Here is a 14,716-nt window from a genome sequence, read left to right on the forward strand (position 1 = left end):
GAGCCTCGCCCCATGCGGCCTTTCAAGATCCCCCAGTCCGTGCTGGTCGTGATCCACACGCCCGCCCTCGACGTGCTGCTGATCCGCCGCGCCGACGCCGAGACCGAGTTCTGGCAGTCGGTCACCGGCAGCAAGGACGCGGAGGACGAGCCGCTCGCGCTCACGGCCGCGCGCGAGGTCGCGGAGGAGACCGGCATCCTGTGCGGGCAGGGCAGTGCGCTGGCGGCGCAGCTGGTCGACTGGGAGCTGCGCAACGTCTACGAGATCTATCCGCGCTGGCGCGCGCGCTATGCGCCGGGCGTCACGCACAACACCGAGCACCTGTTCGGCCTGTGCGTGCCCGAGCGCGTCGTGCCGGTGCTGGCGCCGCGCGAGCACACCGACTGGCGCTGGCTTCCGTACCGCGAGGCCGCCGACGCCTGCTTTTCCCCATCGAACGCCGAAGCCATTCTGTTGCTGCCAGAATTTGCGCGATGAACTCGCAGACGCCCAACTTCCGGGTCGCCACCTACAACATCCACAAGGGGGTGCAGGGCATCGGGCCCGCGCGGCGGCTCGAAATCCACAACCTCGGCCACGCCATCGAGCAGCTCGATGCCGACATCGTCTGCCTGCAGGAAGTGCGCAAGATGAACCGCCAGGCCGCGGTGCGCTTTCCGCGCTGGCCCGAGCTGCCGCAGGCCGATTTCCTCGCGCCCGAGGGCTACACGGCGGTCTACGAGACCAATGCCGTCACGCGTCACGGCGAGCACGGCAACGCGCTGCTCACGCGCTGGCCCGTGTTGCGCACCAACCACCAGGACATTTCCGACCACCGCTTCGAGCAGCGCGGCCTGCTGCACGTGGTGATGGAGGTCGAAGGGCGGCCGGTGCACGCCATCGTGGTGCACCTCGGGCTGATCAAGGGCAGCCGCGTGCGGCAGGTGGCGCGGCTGCGCGAATTCATCGAGCGCGAAGTACCCGATGGCGAGCCGGTGGTGGTGGCGGGCGACTTCAACGACTGGGGCGCGCGCATGCGCTACGCGATGAACGCCATGGGCCTGCGCGACACCAGCGACCTGCGCGGCCCGCGCACGCTGACCTATCCCTCGCGGCTGCCGGTGGCGCAGCTCGATTTCATCTACGGGCGCGAGCTCGAACCCCTGACCAGCAGCGTGCCGCGCGGCCCGATCTGGGCCCGCATGTCGGACCACCTGCCGCTGGTCACCGATTTTCTGCTGCCGAATTGATAGCAAGGCCCGCAGAAGGGGCGGGCATTCGCGGCCCGAACGGCGGGCATCGATTCACTGGTACGATGGCCCGATGCTGAGGAAAACCGAAGTGGACACGCTCCCCGTTCCCAAAGACGACGACGAGGGCACGCCCGTCTCCGTGAAGATCCGCGAGCGCCTGAACGCGGCGCGCCGGCGCTTCAACGCCAACGACAACATCGCCGAGTTCATCGAACCCGGCGAGCTCGAGGCTCTGCTCGACGAGGTCGAGGTCAAGATGAAGGGCGTGCTCGAGAGCCTGGTCATCGACATCGAGAACGACCACAACACCGACAACACCGCGCGGCGCGTCGCCAAGATGTACGTCAACGAGGTGTTCCGCGGCCGCTACGTGCCGGCGCCGCCGCTGACCGAATTCCCCAATGCCGAGCACCTCAACGAGCTGATGATCGTCGGCCCGATCACGGTGCGCAGCGCCTGCTCGCACCATTTCTGCCCGATCATCGGCAAGCTCTGGATCGGCGTGATGCCCAACGAGCACACCAACGTCATCGGCCTGTCGAAGTACGCGCGCCTCGCCGAATGGGTCATGGGCCGTCCGCAGATCCAGGAAGAGGCCGTGGTGCAGCTGGCCGACCTGATCCAGGAAAAGACCCAGCCCGACGGCCTCGCGCTGGTCATGGAGGCCGAGCACTTCTGCATGGCCTGGCGCGGCGTGAAGGAAATGGACAGCAAGATGATCAATTCCGTGATGCGCGGCGTGTTCCTCAAGGACCCGAGCCTGCGGCGCGAATTCCTGTCCCTCCTGCCCCGAAAGAGCTGACATGCTGGTCCGACTCCTCTACGCCAGCCGCGCCGTCGACACCAGCCCCGCGGCCATCGAGGCGATCCTCACGCAATCGCGCTCGCACAACACGGCCTGCGGCATCACGGGCATCCTCTGCTATGGCGGCGGCACCTTCCTGCAGGCGATCGAAGGCGGCCGCATGGCGATCAGCGAGCTCTACGGCCACATCCAGCGCGATGCGCGCCACAAGGACGTGGTGCTGCTGCACTACGAGGAAATCTTCGAGCGCCGCTTCGGCGGCTGGACCATGGGGCAGGTCAACCTTTCCAAGCTCAACGCCTCCACGCTGCTGAAGTACTCCGAGAAGCCCGAGCTCGACCCGTACAAGGTCTCGGGCAAGGTCTCGCTGGCGCTGCTCGAGGAATTGATGGCCACGGCGGCCATCGTCGGGCGCCACTGAAATGCGTCGGGGGCCTCGGCCCCCTTTTTGTTGCCCGCCGGCCGGTGGGCGAGCGACTTCCCTGACCTGATCCCGTGCCTCTTTCCGCATTCGCGCTGATCCTGCTGGCAGGGCTCATCCACGCGGGCTGGAACATCGTCGCCAAGAAGGCCAACGGCGACGTGCGCTTCAGCTTCCAGACCAGCGTGTTCAACATGCTGATCTGGGCGCCGGTGGGCATCGCGCTGGGCTGGAACGTGGTGCCCCACTGGGGCGCGACCGAGTGGGGCTTCGTCGTGCTCAGCGGCGTGCTGCACATCTTCTATTTCATCGTGCTGCTGCGCGGCTACCGCAAGTCGGACCTCACGGTGGTCTATCCGCTGGCGCGGGGCTCGGGGCCGCTCTTGTCGTCGCTGGTGGCGGTGCTGTTCCTCGGCGAGAAGATCAGCCTCGTGGGCGTGGCGGGCATCCTGGGCGTGGTGGGTGGCGTGTTCCTGGTCGCCGGTGGCCCGAAGCTCTGGCACAAGGCGCACGACCCGGCGCAGCGCGAACGCGTGCACAAGGGCATCCGCTACGGCGTGCTGACCGGCGGCTTCATCGCGGCCTACACCGTGGCCGACAGCTACGCCGTCAAGTTCCTCGCGATGTCGCCGATCCTGCTCGACTACTTCGGCAACCTCGTGCGCCTGGTGCTGCTGCTGCCGGCCGCGCTGCACGATCGCGCCACCACCGCGCGCATGTGGCGCGCGCAGTGGAAGTACGCGCTGGTGGTGGCGGCCGTGAGCCCGGTGTCGTACGTGCTGGTGCTCTACGCGGTACAGCAGGCGCCGATCTCGCACGTGGCGCCCGCGCGCGAGGTGTCGATGCTGTTCGCGGCGCTGATCGGCGGCCACCTGCTGCGCGAGGGCGACCGGCTGCTGCGCCTGCTGGGCGCGCTCTTCATCGCCGCGGGCGTGGTGGCGCTCGCGCTGGGCTGAGCCATGAGCCAGACGCGCCCGGGCCCGCTGCTGTTCGGCTGCGACTTCTCGAGCGCACCGACCGCGCGCAAGCCGATCGTGGTCGCCACCGGCGAATCGATGCCCGATGGCGTCGTGGCGCTGCGCGATCTGCAGCGCTTCAGCACGCTCGAGGCCTGGAGCCGCTGGCTGCACGCCACGCCGGCCTGGGTCGGCGGGTTCGACTTCCCGTTCAGCCTGCCGCGCGAGCTGGTCGAACACCTGGGCTGGCCGCTGCACTTCGAGCCGCTGATCGCGCACTACGCCGCGCTCACCCGCGCCGAGATCCGCGAGACCTTCGCGGCCTTCTGCGCCGCGCGGCCGGTGGGCGGGAAATTCGCGCATCGCGCCACCGATGCGCCCGCGGGTTCCAGCCCGTCGATGAAGTGGGTCAATCCGCCGGTGGCCTTCATGCTGCACGCCGGGGTGCCGCCGCTGCTCGCGGCCGATGCGCATCTGCCGGGGCTGCGCGAAGTGCGGCCGGCCGAGCGGGTGGCGCTCGAGGCCTATCCCGGGCTGCTGGCGCGCGAGCTCGTCGGGCGCCGCAGCTACAAGAGCGACGAGCTCGCCAAACAGACGCCCGAGCGCCGTGACGTGCGGGTCGAATTGCTGGCCGCGCTCGAGGCCGGCCGCACGCGGCTCGGCCTGCGCCTCGAGCTCTCGCCCGGGCGGCGCCGCGAGTTGCTCGACGACCCGCGCGGCGACGACCTCGATGCCGTGCTGTGCCTGGTGCAGGCGGCCTGGGGCTTGCAGCGCGCGGACAGCGCGGGCCCTGGCTACGGACTGCCCGCGGGCATCGATCCGCTCGAGGGCTGGATCGTCTCCGCCTGACCCCGGCCGGCCCCGGTTGTCCTACAGCGCTTTGCGCCCCCGTCGTGGCGTGGCTCACAGGTCGCGTCGCTAGATTGAAGTCATGGGCCGCCGGCTCATGCATCCGGTCTCCGGGTGCTTCGTGACCGAATCAGGAAGGACATCGCAATGAACAAGGATCAAGTGGAAGGCCGCGTCGACCAGGCCAAGGGCAAGATCAAGGAAGTCGCCGGCAAGGTCGTCGGCAACGAGAAGCTCCAGGGCGAGGGCATCGCCGACCAGGCCGCCGGCAAGGTGCAGAGCACCTACGGCGACGTGAAGGAAAAGGCAAAGGACGCCATCAAGTCCGGCGCCGACAAGCTCTGATGCAACATGGCTGCGGCCCGCGGGCGCGCAGCCATTTTTCTTTTCATTCCATCGATGTGGAGGTTCCCATGACCATCTCGATACAGCCGTCCGCCTCGCGCACGCGCACCTGGCTTGCCGTGCTGGCGATCACAGGCGGCAGCCTTGCGCTCGCCGCCTGCGACAGGAACGATGGCCGCACCGCCGGCGAGAAGCTCGACAGCGCGGTGGCGCGCACGGGCCAGGCCGTCGACACCGCGCGCGACAAGACCGTGCAGATGGCCGAGGAGGCCAAGGCCAAGATCGATTCGCAGAGCGTGAGGGACGGTGCCGCCAATGCGAAGGAAGCCGTGAAGGACGCCGGTACCGCCGTGGCGAACACGGTGGACGACGCGGCCATCACAGCCGCCATCTCGGCCGGCCTGGCGAAGGATCCCGACCTCAGCGCCATCAAGATCGACGTCGACACCAAGGCCGGCGCCGTGAGCCTGCAGGGACCCGCGCCGAGCGCCGCCGCCAAGGAGCGCGCCGAGCAGATCGCCAAGGGCGTGCAGGGCGTGACCTCGGTCGACAACCGGCTCGAAGTGAAGGGCTGAGTTTTCGGACCCGTTTTTCCGCCTCCCCAAAAAGAAAGCCCGGCATGCCGGGCTTTCTCTTGGGTGGCCGCCGGGTCAGTGGCCCAGCCAGTCCTTCAGTTCGTCGGCATGCTCTTCCTCGTCCGAGAGGATGTCCTCGAGCATGCGGCGGGTGGTCGGGTCCTTGTCGCCGATCAGGTTGATCATCTGGCGGTACGACTCGACCGCGATGCGCTCGGCCACGAGGTTGGCGCGCACCATGGCCTGCAGGTCGGTCGATTCGTCGTAGCCGGCATGGCTGCGTTCGCGCAGGTGTTCGGGCGCGAAATCGGGCTCGCCACCCAGTTGCACGATGCGCTCGGCGATGCGGTCGGCATGCGCCGATTCCTCGTTGGCATGCACGAGGAATTCGTCGGCGATGGCCGGCGATTCCACGCCGTTGGCGGTGAAGTAGTGGCGCTTGTAGCGCAGCACGCAGACCAGCTCGGTGGCGAGCGCGTCGTTCAGCAGCTTGACGATGTCGTCGCGCCACGGACCGTAGGCCGGGGTGACGGCGCCGTCGTCGAGGCTCTTGGCCGCGGCGTCGAGGCCCTTCTGGTCCAGCACCAGGTGCTGATGGTCCTTCGCCGGAGTGGAGGCATTGGCTTTCATGGGGGATCCTTTCGTGGGGGAGTTGTTTTCTGCTGCATGAGCGTGTTCACGATGTCGGCCAGATCGGAAGTCTTGAGCACCGCCGCCAGCACCGCCGTCACCGACAGCAGCCGCCAGGGCCTGACCAGCACCACCACCGCGCCGGTGGCGGCGGCGATCGCCATCAGCTTGGCCGGCTCCTTGCGCGCATAGCGTTCGAGCAGCGGCCGCGCCAGCTGGCCCGCCGCATGCGCCGGATGGCGGCGCCACCAGCGCTCGGCCATGCTGCGCGCGACCGAGGCCCAGATGCGGGCATTGCCGCCGCGGCCGCCGCCCGGATCGTGCGCGCGCTGGCCTTCGAAGGCGGCGCCGGCATCGTCGGGGTCGGATGGCGCGAAGGCCGCCTCGGCATCGCGCCGGGCGCGTTCCTGCTGCGGCGTACGGTGCTCCGGCTCGGGATCGCGGCCGCCGTTGAGCTCGCGCACCAGCGCGCGGCGCGACAGCGCCAGCCGTTCCTTCGGCGTCAGCAGGGCGCGAGGATCAGTGCCGGCCATGGCGGCCTCCGGCTTCGTGAAGGGCTTGCAGGTCGGCGTCGACCTGCGCACGCAGATCGTCGAACCCATGGGCGATGAAGGGACGGGATGCGATCCAGGCGCAGATCGCGGCGATCGCGAGCGCCACGCCGGGAACCGCGACCAGCACCCAATGAAAACTGCCGTGCAGCACGCCCAGCAGCACCGCCACGCCGATGAGTCCCAGCGCCAGCACGAAGGTGGCTGCGGCCAGGATGCCCGCGACGATGCGGGCGATCAGCCCGCGGGCCGCGGTGCCCGACTCCTGCCGGACCAGGGCCGCGTAGTTGGCGATGTGTTCGGCGATGAGCTCCGGGTGCCCGAGCACCGTGGAAAAGATCGGATGAAGCATGGTGCTGCGGAGCGGAGCCGATGCTTCAGTCGATCAATAGTCGTCCCGACGGCGGCTGGCCAGCACGATCAGTGCGGTGATGGCGGCACCGGCCGCGGCGGCGATCAGCACCGAGCGCACGGGCTGGTCGGAGATGTAGCGGCCGGTCACGTCGGCGGCCTGCTCGAGACGACGCTGCGCGCGCGCGCTGGTGGTCGAGGCGGCATCGAGGCCGCGCTGCACGGCCTGCTGCACGCGCGCCGCCAGTTGCTCGACCGCCGGTTCCGCGTCGCGACGCAGCTCGCGGACCTTTTCGCCCGCCGCATTCACCGCATTCTGTGCATAGGCGCGCGTGGTATCGACAGCGTCGTTGGCGGTCTGGCGTGCGTCATCGGCGAGTTGCTGGGGGGTCTTGGTCGTGTTCATGAAAAGTCCTTTCCGGGAATGAATTGCGAGAGCCTGTGGATCGTACCGACGCTACTTGCTTCGTAGCAAGCCGGCCAGGAAGCTCGCGATGGCGAGCACCGCGAAGATCACGAAAAGGATCTTGGCGATACCGACGGCGCTGGCGGCGATACCGCCGAAGCCGAACAAGGCGGCGATCAGCGCGATGACCAGAAAGACCACTGCGTAGTGCAACATGCGGAACTCCTTGGAGGCTGCCCTCGTTGTTGGAAAAGCCGCGTGTCCGAGGAGGAGGAACACGGCATGGACAGACCTTAAGGGCCGGCCCATGGCGGACCTGTCAGTGACAGGGGGGGCGGGGCGTAGGAGATGGCCGAGTCCGCCCGGCGGCCCTGGAAATCGCGTGAATTCCGGCACGGATGCGCCCGCGCGGGGGGGCGTGGTCCGGGCCTATGCCACCGGCAGCATCGCCGCGATGCGCGTGCCGTGCCCGGGCGTCGATGTCACCGTGAGCTTGCCGCGCGCGGCCTCCACGCGGTGGCGCATGCCGGCCAGGCCGTGCGTCGACGGGCGCATCTTCTGGGCGTCGAAGCCCTTGCCGTTGTCGAGCACCTCGACCACCACGTGCGTGTCGTGGTTCTTCATCGCGATCGTGGCCTCGGTGGCCTCGGCGTACTTGCCGATGTTGGTGAGGCTCTCCTGCACCATCCGGTAGATGGTGAGCTGGCGCGACTCGTCGGTGCTGACCGGTTCCAGCTGCATGTCGACGCGAATGCCCGAGCGCTCGCCGAACTCGCGCCCGAGGATCTCGAGCGAGGCCACCAGCCCGAGGTTGGCCAGGGACGACGGGCGCAGGTCCTCGATGATGCGGCGCTTGAGCGCGATGCCGCTGTTGAGCAGCTCGGTCAGATGCTGCAGCCGCTGGATCGCATCGGGCGCGTCGGCCAGCCGCGACTTCAGCCGCGCCACGTCGAGCTTGGCGGCGGTCAGCAGCGAACCCAGCTCGTCGTGCAGCTCGCGCGCCAGGAAGCCGCGCTCGGTCTCGCGCACGTCCTGCAGGTGGGTCGCCAGCTCGGCCAGCGAGGCGGTGCGCTCGCGCACCTCGTCCTCCAGGGCATTGCGCTCGCGCTGCAGGGTCTCCTGCTGGCGCTCGCCGATCGAGCGCAGCACGTGCGTCTGGCGCAGGTACAGGAAGAAGGCGAACAGGGCGGCCAGCGCCACGATGCTGGTGCCGAAGCGCGCCAGCCGCAGCGACAGCATCACCTGGGTCTGGCTGTCGTGCAGGGTCTTGTTGCTGAGTTCCACCAGGCCCCGGGCCTTCTCGCGGATGGCATCCATTTCCTCGCGGCCGACGTCGGTGGTGATGACGAACTTCCAGGCGTCCTCCTTTCCGTCCGAACGCAGGCGCACGCTCATGTCCATCTCGGACACCTTGCGCAGCACGTGTTTCGACAGCTCGGCCAGCTGGGCCGTCTCGGCCGGCCGGCCGGCGTATTGCTCGCGCAGGCTCGCCAGGTTGCCGTCGATCTGCTTGATGGCGTTGTCGTAGGGTTGCCGGTAGGCGGCTTCCCCTGTCAGCAGATAGCCGCGCTGGCCCGTTTCGGCATCGAGGATGTTCTGCAGCAGCTGGTTGAGCACGCTGCGCACCTTCTGCGCGGCGTCGATCTCGGCCAGGGCGATACTGGACTGCCGGTAGCCCGCCTCGTTGATGCCGACGAGCGCCAGCGCCGCCAGTGCGGCGAGCAGCAGGCTCAAGGCCATTTTTGGGAACGCTAGCCAACGCATGAAACTTTTGGATCCGCTTTCAAGACAAGATCGTGAATAATTGACAACGATCAGGGAACCGGCATGTTGCGGCCCGCGGACCGGCAACACAACGACGAAAGTAACAGATGATCAAAATTGGAATTGTGGACGACCACGCCATCGTGCGATCGGGCCTCAGGCAGTTCTTCTCCGAGCACGTGGATCTGCGCGTGGCCGGCGAGGCCGCCAGCGGTCGCGAGGCGATCGAGCTCGTGCGCACCACCGAGCTCGACGTGCTGGTGATGGACCTGTCGATGCCGGGCCAGAGCGGGATCGATGCGCTCGCCATGATCCGTGCCAAGGCGCCCGACGTCGGCATCCTGATCCTGAGCGGCTACCCCGAGGAGCACTACGCGATGAACCTGATCCGGCAGGGCGCGAGCGGCTACCTCAACAAGGAGTGCGATCCGATGGAGATCGTCAACGCGATCCGCACCATCGCGCTGGGCCGCCGCTACATCACCCCGGCCGTGGCCGAACTGCTGGCCCGCCAGCTCGACCGCAAGGACGACGCCGCGCCGCACGAGCAGCTCTCGGAGCGCGAGTTCCAGGTGTTCCTGAAGCTGGCCAAGGGCGAGACCGCGGGCGACATCGCCAAGACGCTGTCGTTGTCGGTGAAGACCGTGAGCACCTACCGCACGCGGCTGATGGAGAAGATGAACCTCTCCTCCAACAGCGACCTCACGTACTACGCCCTCAAGAACAAGCTGATCGACTGAGAATGCCACCGTTCGCGCCGGGCCTCAGCCCGGCTCCGGTGGCTGCAGCGCCACCGCGCGCAGGCAGAAATCGACCAGCGCGTCGATCTCGTTGGACTTGTCGAACACCGCGTCCACGCCGAACTGCGCACAACGCCTGCGGATGTCGGGCGTCGCATAGTTGCTGAGCACCACCACCTTCTGTTCGGGGCGCCGCTCGGTGCAGGCCTTCAGCACGCCCAGCCCGCTGCCCTGCTTGAGAAAGAGATCGACCACCGCGAGGTTCCATTCGGAGGCGTGCGTGCGCAGCCATTCGACCGCGTGGTCTTCGGTTTCCGCGTAGCCGATCACCACGGTGCGCGCCAGTTCTTCCAGGGTGCCGATGAGGTTTTCACGGATCGTGAGGTTGTCCTCGACGATGTAGGTCTTCAATCTGGAATCCATGACGAACCGCGCTTCCTCCGACGTTGCCCGAATGATGTGGGCCGCGGCGCCCGCCGTGTTCTCGTGGCTGGCGGCGGCTGGACCGGGCTCTGGACGATGAGGCCTCCCTGCCGCGCATCATGCAGGGTTCAGTGCGAGGCATCTGTAGGCGGGTTCCGACGCCCCCGCAGGCGAGGGCCCTGGCGTCGCTCGGCGCGCGGTAGGTGATGCCGCACGCGGGATGCGGCCCTGCGCCGACCTGGACGGCGCGCGCGATGCGGTCATCATGCAGCCATGGCGATGGATACCACCCGCACCCTCCCGCGCAGATTTCCGCTGTGGCAGAAGCTGATCGTGCTGCTGCTCGCGCTGCTCGCGGCGCTGGTGATCGCCATCCTGTTCTTCCCCTGGGACGTGCTGCGCGAGCCCGTCAACCGCTACGTGAGCGAGAAGACCGGCCGCAAGTTCGAGATCACGCGCCGGCTCGATGTCGATCTCGGCTGGCGCCGCGCCACCGTCAAGTTCGACGGCATCGAGTTCGCCAACCCCTCGTGGGCGCGTGACCCCTACCTCGTGAAGGCCGAGCGCGCCGAGTTCGACATCCGCCTCTGGCCGCTGGTGTCGCGTCGCATCGAGATTCCGCGGCTGGTGCTCGCCTCGCCCACCGTGGGCCTGCAGATGGAAGCCGACGGCCGGCGCACCTGGGCCTTCGGCAAGGACACCTCCGACGCCGGCACCGCGCCCACCATCGGCACCATCGAGGTCGATGGCGGCGCCATCGACTTCCTGGCCAAGCACCTGGGCGTGGACATCCATGCCGATGTCAGCTACGACACCGCGCGTGGCGCGCTGCCGGTGCACTACCGAATCAAGGGCCGCTACAAGGGCCAGCCGCTCACGGCCCAGGGCCGCACCGGCAACGTGATGCAGATCAACGCGGCCGGCGCGCCGCCGTTCCCGCTCGAGATCGACGCGGCCGCCGGCCAGACCAAGCTCAAGGCGGGCGGCACCGTGGGCTCGCTCGCCGACCTCGACGGCATCGATGCGAAGTTCGACATCCGTGGCCAGACCCTGGGCGCGCTGTTCCCGTTGCTGGGCATCGCGCTGCCGCAGACCTCGCCCTACGCGGTACGCGGCAATCTCAGCAAGCGCGGCAGCCTGTGGGAGGCCAAGGCGCTGCAGGGCAAGCTGGGCCTGTCCGACATCGCGGGCGACATGCGCTTCGACCAGGCGACCCAGGTGCCCTACCTCGCGGGCGAACTGCGCTCCAAGGTGATGGACATGGACGACCTCGGCCCGCTGATCGGCCTGCCGCCGACCGCGCGCACCGCCGCCACCGTCGAGGGCGTTGCGCCGCCGCCGACCGTGACCCAGGTCAAGCGCCCGGGCGGCAAGGTGCTGCCGACCGCGCCGCTGGACTTCGAGCGCCTGCGCGCGATGAATGCCGACGTGAAGTACACGGCCGACCGCATCCGCAACGTGCGCGACGTCCCGCTCGACAGCGGCAGCGTGCAGGTCAAGCTCAAGGACGGCGTGCTCACGCTCGATCCGCTGCTGCTCGGCGTGGCCGGCGGCAAGCTGGGCGGCGCGATCCGCATCGACGGCTCGAAGAACCCGGCCGACATCCGCGCCGCGCTCGACGTGCGCGCGATGCAGCTCGCGCGGCTGTTCCCCAAGCTCGAGACCACCGGCAACAGCCTGGGCCGGCTCGACGGCCGCATCAACCTCTCGGGCTCGGGCAGCACGGTCGCCAACTGGCTCGGCGGCGCTTCGGGCGACGTGGCGGTGCTGGCCGGCCGCGGCCAGTTCGGCAACCTGCTGCCGGTGTTCGCGACGCTGGTGGGCGGCGACATCCTCAAGTTCCTGCTGCGCGGCGACCGCGACGTCGAACTGCGCTGCGCGGCCGTGGCTTTCGACGTAAACAAGGGGCTGGCGACCGGCCGCACGCTGATAGTCGACACCACCAACGCGCTGTTCACGGCCACGGGGCAGGCCAATTTCGCCACCGAGGGGCTGGACTTCGTGGTCCACCAGGAGCCCAAGAGCAAGAGCCTGCTGTCGATCCGCACGCCGCTGGTGGTCAGCGGCAGCTTCGGCGATCCCAAGGGCGGGCTGCAGGTCGGGCCGTTGGCGGGCCGCGGGCTGGCTGCGCTGGCGCTGGGCGCGGTCAATCCGCTGCTGGCGCTGGCCGCGACCATCGAGACCGGTCCCGGCGAGGATTCCGACTGCAAGGCGGTGCTGGCCCAGGCGAACAAGCCGACCGCCGGTGCCGCCGCCAACGGTGCGGCACGGGCCAAGGGCGCGAAGCAGCAGCCCTGACCCCGAGCGGGGCTAGGGTGCGGGGCGGTGCGCCGCGCAGACGCCGCAATGCGGATCGCGCGCCACGCGAAGCGTGTCGAACGAAGCGCTGCGCCCGTCGAACATCAGCAGCCGGCCCGCCAGCGACGGCCCGATGCCCGCGAGCAGCTTGAGCGCCTCGAGCGCCTGCAGGGTGCCGATGGTGCCGACCACTGGCCCGAACACCCCGAGCACCGCGCACAGCGTCTCCTCGAAGGCCGCGTCGGGCGGGAACAGGCAGGCATAGCAGGGCGAGGCCGGATCGCGCACGTCGTACACGCTGAGCTGCCCGTCGAAGCGGATCGCGGCCCCCGCCACCAGCGGCTTGCCGTGCGCCACGCAGGCGCGGTTGACGGCCTGGCGCGTCACGAAGTTGTCGGTGCAGTCGAGCACCACGTCGGCCGCCGCGACCAGCGCCGACAGCTGGTCGGCGTCGGGGCGCAGCACGTGGGTCTCGATGGCGATGCCGGGATTGATGTCGCGCATGGCCTGCGCCGCCGACGCCACCTTGGGCTGGCCCACGCGCGCCTCGGTGTGGGCGACCTGGCGCTGCAGGTTGGTGAGGTCGACCTCGTCGTCGTCGACCAGCACGATGCGCCCCACGCCCGCCGCCGCGAGGTAGAGCACGGCCGGCGATCCCAGCCCGCCGGCGCCGATCACCAGCACCTGGCCGGCGCTCACGCGCGCCTGGCCATCGATGCCGAATTCCTCGAGCAGGATGTGGCGCGAGTAGCGCAGCAGGTCGTCGTCTTCGTTCATGGCGGGGAGAAAGCAAAAGGGACCGGTCTGGCCGGTCCCCTGCGGTGGGATGCGAAGTCGGAGCGTCCGGAAGGGGCTTGCGCCCCGGCCGGTCAGTTCTCCTTCTTCTCTTCCTTGTTGTCGACGATCACCTGCGTCTTGCTGACCAGCACCGGCTGGCCCTTGAGGCGGTTGAGCGCCTGCACCAGCGGGAAGTCCTTGTCGGAGCCGAACTCGGGCACCTTGCGGTCCTGCGGCGGCTTCTTGGCTTCTTCCTCGAGGCGCTTGCGGGCCTCGTCGCGGGCCTTCTCGCGCTCCGGGTCCTTGACCTCGGGGCCCTGGCCGCTGGCCAGGTGCTTCTCGAGGTCGGCCTCGCGCATGCGCAGCGCGGCGAAGGGGCTGCCCTCGGCGCTCTCGTCGACCAGCACGTTCGGCACGATGCCCTTGGCCTGGATCGAGGTGCCGCTGGGCGTGTAGTAGCGCGCGGTGGTGATCTTCAGGCCGGTGTCGGGGCCGAGCGGACGCACCGTCTGCACCGAGCCCTTGCCGAAGGTCTGGCTGCCCATGATGGTGGCGCGCTTGTGGTCCTGCAGCGCGCCCGCGACGATTTCGCTGGCCGAGGCCGAGCCTTCGTTCACGAGCACCACCAGCGGCACCGACTTCAGCGCGGCCGGCAGGCTGCGCAGCGGGTCGCTGCCGGAGCGGCGCTGATAGAACTCGGGCGCCGCCTTGTAGACCGCCTTGCTCTCGGCGAGCTGGCCGTCGGTGGTGACCACCGTGGCGTTCTCGGGCAGGAAGGCCGCCGATACCGCCACGGCCGCGTCGAGCAGGCCGCCCGGGTCGTTGCGCAGGTCGAGCACCAGGCCCTTGAGGTTCGGGTCTTCCTTGTACAGGTCGTCGATCTTCTTCACGAAGTCGTCGACCGTGCGCTCCTGGAACTGCGACAGGCGGATCCAGCCGTAGCCCGGCTCGATCATCTTGCCGCGCACCGATTGGGTGCGGATTTCCTCGCGCGTGATCGTGACCGGGAAGGTACGGCTCTCGTCCTTGCGGAAGATCGTCAGCAGCACCTTGGTGTTGGCCTCGCCGCGCATGCGCTTGACCGCCTCGTTGAGCGACAGGCCGCGCACCGCGGTGTCGTCGATCTTGGTGATCAGGTCATTGGGCTTGAGGCCGGCGCGGAACGCGGGCGAGCCCTCGATCGGGGAGACCACCTTGATCAGGCCGTCTTCCTGCGAGATCTCGATGCCCACGCCGACGAAGCGGCCGGTGGTGCCTTCCCTGAATTCCTTGAAGGACTTCTTGTCGAAGTACTGGGAATGCGGGTCGAGCCCGGCGACCATGCCGGAGATGGCGTCGGAAATCAGCTTCTTCTCGTCGACCGGTTCGACGTAGTCGCTCTTGACCATGCCGAACACGGCAGCGAGTTGCTGCAGTTCCTCGAGCGGCAGTGGCGCGAGCGAGCCGCGCGCGACGGTCTGCAGCGAGGCGGTGGTCAGGACGCCTGCGACGGCGCCGGCGGCGACCCAGCCGGTGATCTTGAGTTTCTGGCCCATGGGTAAGTGTCCTTGTCGGCTGTCGAACCAATATACACAGCTTGGAAACAAATTGCCC

The 14,716-nt window shown here is 68.7% G+C and carries 19 protein-coding genes; 10 read left to right on the forward strand and 9 right to left on the reverse strand.

Annotation, left to right across the window (positions count from 1 at the left end; translation table 11 throughout):
* Window positions 1-12: 12 nt before the first annotated feature.
* From nudB to ACODT0_RS16960, 8 genes are all read left to right on the forward strand, one after another.
* Window positions 13-477: a dihydroneopterin triphosphate diphosphatase gene (gene nudB, locus ACODT0_RS16925; protein ID WP_261213984.1), complete on the forward strand. Its 465-nt coding sequence runs from the start codon at window positions 13-15 to the stop codon at window positions 475-477.
* Entirely contained in the window at window positions 474-1,229 is a 756-nt protein-coding gene (locus tag ACODT0_RS16930; protein ID WP_057592053.1) for an endonuclease/exonuclease/phosphatase family protein, read from the forward strand. The genes nudB and ACODT0_RS16930 overlap by 4 nt, the downstream gene beginning before the upstream one ends.
* A 73-nt stretch (window positions 1,230-1,302) precedes the next feature.
* Window positions 1,303-2,034 (forward strand): GTP cyclohydrolase I, encoded by a 732-nt coding sequence (folE, locus tag ACODT0_RS16935; protein WP_057592052.1) that lies wholly within the window; start codon window positions 1,303-1,305, stop codon window positions 2,032-2,034.
* Window position 2,035: 1 nt separating this feature from the next.
* On the forward strand, window positions 2,036-2,458 hold the full coding sequence (locus tag ACODT0_RS16940; RefSeq protein WP_057592051.1) for a BLUF domain-containing protein: 423 nt from the start codon (window positions 2,036-2,038) through the stop codon (window positions 2,456-2,458).
* Between the two features lie 74 nt (window positions 2,459-2,532).
* The gene (locus ACODT0_RS16945) at window positions 2,533-3,414 is read left to right on the forward strand and encodes an EamA family transporter (RefSeq protein WP_261213982.1); all 882 of its coding nucleotides are present in this window, start codon (window positions 2,533-2,535) and stop codon (window positions 3,412-3,414) included.
* A gap of 3 nt (window positions 3,415-3,417) precedes the next feature.
* On the forward strand, window positions 3,418-4,263 hold the full coding sequence (locus ACODT0_RS16950; protein WP_489041771.1) for a DUF429 domain-containing protein: 846 nt from the start codon (window positions 3,418-3,420) through the stop codon (window positions 4,261-4,263).
* 147 nt (window positions 4,264-4,410) lie between these two features.
* The gene (locus tag ACODT0_RS16955) at window positions 4,411-4,608 is read left to right on the forward strand and encodes a CsbD family protein (RefSeq protein WP_057592048.1); all 198 of its coding nucleotides are present in this window, start codon (window positions 4,411-4,413) and stop codon (window positions 4,606-4,608) included.
* Between the two features lie 68 nt (window positions 4,609-4,676).
* Window positions 4,677-5,183 carry a BON domain-containing protein gene (locus ACODT0_RS16960; RefSeq protein ID WP_296729564.1) on the forward strand — a complete coding sequence of 169 codons (507 nt, stop codon included), beginning with the start codon at window positions 4,677-4,679 and terminating at the stop codon, window positions 5,181-5,183.
* A 75-nt stretch (window positions 5,184-5,258) separates the two neighbouring features.
* On the opposite strand, the gene ACODT0_RS16965 is transcribed toward ACODT0_RS16960, so the two are convergent.
* From ACODT0_RS16965 to ACODT0_RS16990, 6 genes are all read right to left on the reverse strand, one after another.
* Window positions 5,259-5,813 carry a ferritin-like domain-containing protein gene (locus tag ACODT0_RS16965; RefSeq protein ID WP_261213976.1) on the reverse strand — a complete coding sequence of 185 codons (555 nt, stop codon included), beginning with the start codon at window positions 5,811-5,813 and terminating at the stop codon, window positions 5,259-5,261.
* A complete protein-coding gene (locus tag ACODT0_RS16970) occupies window positions 5,810-6,346 on the reverse strand; it encodes a hypothetical protein (protein WP_261213974.1) in 537 nt (178 codons plus the stop codon). Before ACODT0_RS16970 ends, ACODT0_RS16965 begins: the two co-directional genes overlap by 4 nt.
* Window positions 6,333-6,716, reverse strand: a complete 384-nt coding sequence (locus tag ACODT0_RS16975; RefSeq protein WP_261213972.1) for a hypothetical protein — start codon at window positions 6,714-6,716, stop codon at window positions 6,333-6,335. Before ACODT0_RS16975 ends, ACODT0_RS16970 begins: the two co-directional genes overlap by 14 nt.
* A gap of 33 nt (window positions 6,717-6,749) precedes the next feature.
* Window positions 6,750-7,121 carry a hypothetical protein gene (locus ACODT0_RS16980; RefSeq protein ID WP_057592043.1) on the reverse strand — a complete coding sequence of 124 codons (372 nt, stop codon included), beginning with the start codon at window positions 7,119-7,121 and terminating at the stop codon, window positions 6,750-6,752.
* Window positions 7,122-7,172: 51 nt separating this feature from the next.
* Window positions 7,173-7,337, reverse strand: a complete 165-nt coding sequence (locus tag ACODT0_RS16985) for a DUF1328 domain-containing protein (protein WP_082321940.1) — start codon at window positions 7,335-7,337, stop codon at window positions 7,173-7,175.
* A gap of 213 nt (window positions 7,338-7,550) precedes the next feature.
* Window positions 7,551-8,861, reverse strand: coding sequence for a CHASE3 domain-containing protein (locus ACODT0_RS16990; RefSeq protein ID WP_261213971.1), 1,311 nt, complete (start codon window positions 8,859-8,861; stop codon window positions 7,551-7,553).
* A gap of 131 nt (window positions 8,862-8,992) precedes the next feature.
* On the opposite strand from ACODT0_RS16990, the gene ACODT0_RS16995 reads away from it, so the two are divergent.
* Complete coding sequence (locus ACODT0_RS16995; protein WP_057592041.1) at window positions 8,993-9,625, forward strand: response regulator; 633 nt, start codon at window positions 8,993-8,995, stop codon at window positions 9,623-9,625.
* Between the two features lie 24 nt (window positions 9,626-9,649).
* On the opposite strand, the gene ACODT0_RS17000 is transcribed toward ACODT0_RS16995, so the two are convergent.
* A complete protein-coding gene (locus ACODT0_RS17000; RefSeq protein WP_489041772.1) occupies window positions 9,650-10,048 on the reverse strand; it encodes a response regulator in 399 nt (132 codons plus the stop codon).
* A 279-nt stretch (window positions 10,049-10,327) separates the two neighbouring features.
* Between ACODT0_RS17000 and ACODT0_RS17005 the strand changes: the two genes are divergently transcribed.
* Window positions 10,328-12,346: an AsmA family protein gene (locus ACODT0_RS17005; protein ID WP_489041773.1), complete on the forward strand. Its 2,019-nt coding sequence runs from the start codon at window positions 10,328-10,330 to the stop codon at window positions 12,344-12,346.
* A gap of 12 nt (window positions 12,347-12,358) precedes the next feature.
* Here ACODT0_RS17005 and ACODT0_RS17010 read toward each other — a convergent pair whose 3' ends face one another.
* Both ACODT0_RS17010 and ACODT0_RS17015 read right to left on the reverse strand, forming a co-directional pair.
* Window positions 12,359-13,123 (reverse strand): HesA/MoeB/ThiF family protein, encoded by a 765-nt coding sequence (locus ACODT0_RS17010; protein ID WP_489041774.1) that lies wholly within the window; start codon window positions 13,121-13,123, stop codon window positions 12,359-12,361.
* Window positions 13,124-13,215: 92 nt separating this feature from the next.
* On the reverse strand, window positions 13,216-14,658 hold the full coding sequence (locus tag ACODT0_RS17015) for a S41 family peptidase (RefSeq protein WP_057592038.1): 1,443 nt from the start codon (window positions 14,656-14,658) through the stop codon (window positions 13,216-13,218).
* Window positions 14,659-14,716: the final 58 nt, after the last annotated feature.

Source organism: Variovorax sp. FG153 (genome assembly GCF_057809595.1).

What these genes read in the sequence shown, in the direction of transcription:
- nudB (WP_261213984.1), top strand. Translation starts at nt 13, where the DNA reads ATGCGGCCTTTCAAGATCCCCCAGTCCGTGCTGGTCGTGATCCACACG.
- ACODT0_RS16930 (WP_057592053.1), top strand. Translation starts at nt 474, where the DNA reads ATGAACTCGCAGACGCCCAACTTCCGGGTCGCCACCTACAACATCCAC.
- folE (WP_057592052.1), top strand. Translation starts at nt 1,303, where the DNA reads ATGCTGAGGAAAACCGAAGTGGACACGCTCCCCGTTCCCAAAGACGAC.
- ACODT0_RS16940 (WP_057592051.1), top strand. Translation starts at nt 2,036, where the DNA reads ATGCTGGTCCGACTCCTCTACGCCAGCCGCGCCGTCGACACCAGCCCC.
- ACODT0_RS16950 (WP_489041771.1), top strand. Translation starts at nt 3,418, where the DNA reads ATGAGCCAGACGCGCCCGGGCCCGCTGCTGTTCGGCTGCGACTTCTCG.
- ACODT0_RS16955 (WP_057592048.1), top strand. Translation starts at nt 4,411, where the DNA reads ATGAACAAGGATCAAGTGGAAGGCCGCGTCGACCAGGCCAAGGGCAAG.
- ACODT0_RS16960 (WP_296729564.1), top strand. Translation starts at nt 4,677, where the DNA reads ATGACCATCTCGATACAGCCGTCCGCCTCGCGCACGCGCACCTGGCTT.
- ACODT0_RS16965 (WP_261213976.1), bottom strand. Translation starts at nt 5,813, where the DNA reads ATGAAAGCCAATGCCTCCACTCCGGCGAAGGACCATCAGCACCTGGTG.
- ACODT0_RS16970 (WP_261213974.1), bottom strand. Translation starts at nt 6,346, where the DNA reads ATGGCCGGCACTGATCCTCGCGCCCTGCTGACGCCGAAGGAACGGCTG.
- ACODT0_RS16975 (WP_261213972.1), bottom strand. Translation starts at nt 6,716, where the DNA reads ATGCTTCATCCGATCTTTTCCACGGTGCTCGGGCACCCGGAGCTCATC.
- ACODT0_RS16980 (WP_057592043.1), bottom strand. Translation starts at nt 7,121, where the DNA reads ATGAACACGACCAAGACCCCCCAGCAACTCGCCGATGACGCACGCCAG.
- ACODT0_RS16985 (WP_082321940.1), bottom strand. Translation starts at nt 7,337, where the DNA reads ATGTTGCACTACGCAGTGGTCTTTCTGGTCATCGCGCTGATCGCCGCC.
- ACODT0_RS16990 (WP_261213971.1), bottom strand. Translation starts at nt 8,861, where the DNA reads ATGGCCTTGAGCCTGCTGCTCGCCGCACTGGCGGCGCTGGCGCTCGTC.
- ACODT0_RS16995 (WP_057592041.1), top strand. Translation starts at nt 8,993, where the DNA reads ATGATCAAAATTGGAATTGTGGACGACCACGCCATCGTGCGATCGGGC.
- ACODT0_RS17000 (WP_489041772.1), bottom strand. Translation starts at nt 10,048, where the DNA reads ATGGATTCCAGATTGAAGACCTACATCGTCGAGGACAACCTCACGATC.
- ACODT0_RS17005 (WP_489041773.1), top strand. Translation starts at nt 10,328, where the DNA reads ATGGATACCACCCGCACCCTCCCGCGCAGATTTCCGCTGTGGCAGAAG.
- ACODT0_RS17010 (WP_489041774.1), bottom strand. Translation starts at nt 13,123, where the DNA reads ATGAACGAAGACGACGACCTGCTGCGCTACTCGCGCCACATCCTGCTC.
- ACODT0_RS17015 (WP_057592038.1), bottom strand. Translation starts at nt 14,658, where the DNA reads ATGGGCCAGAAACTCAAGATCACCGGCTGGGTCGCCGCCGGCGCCGTC.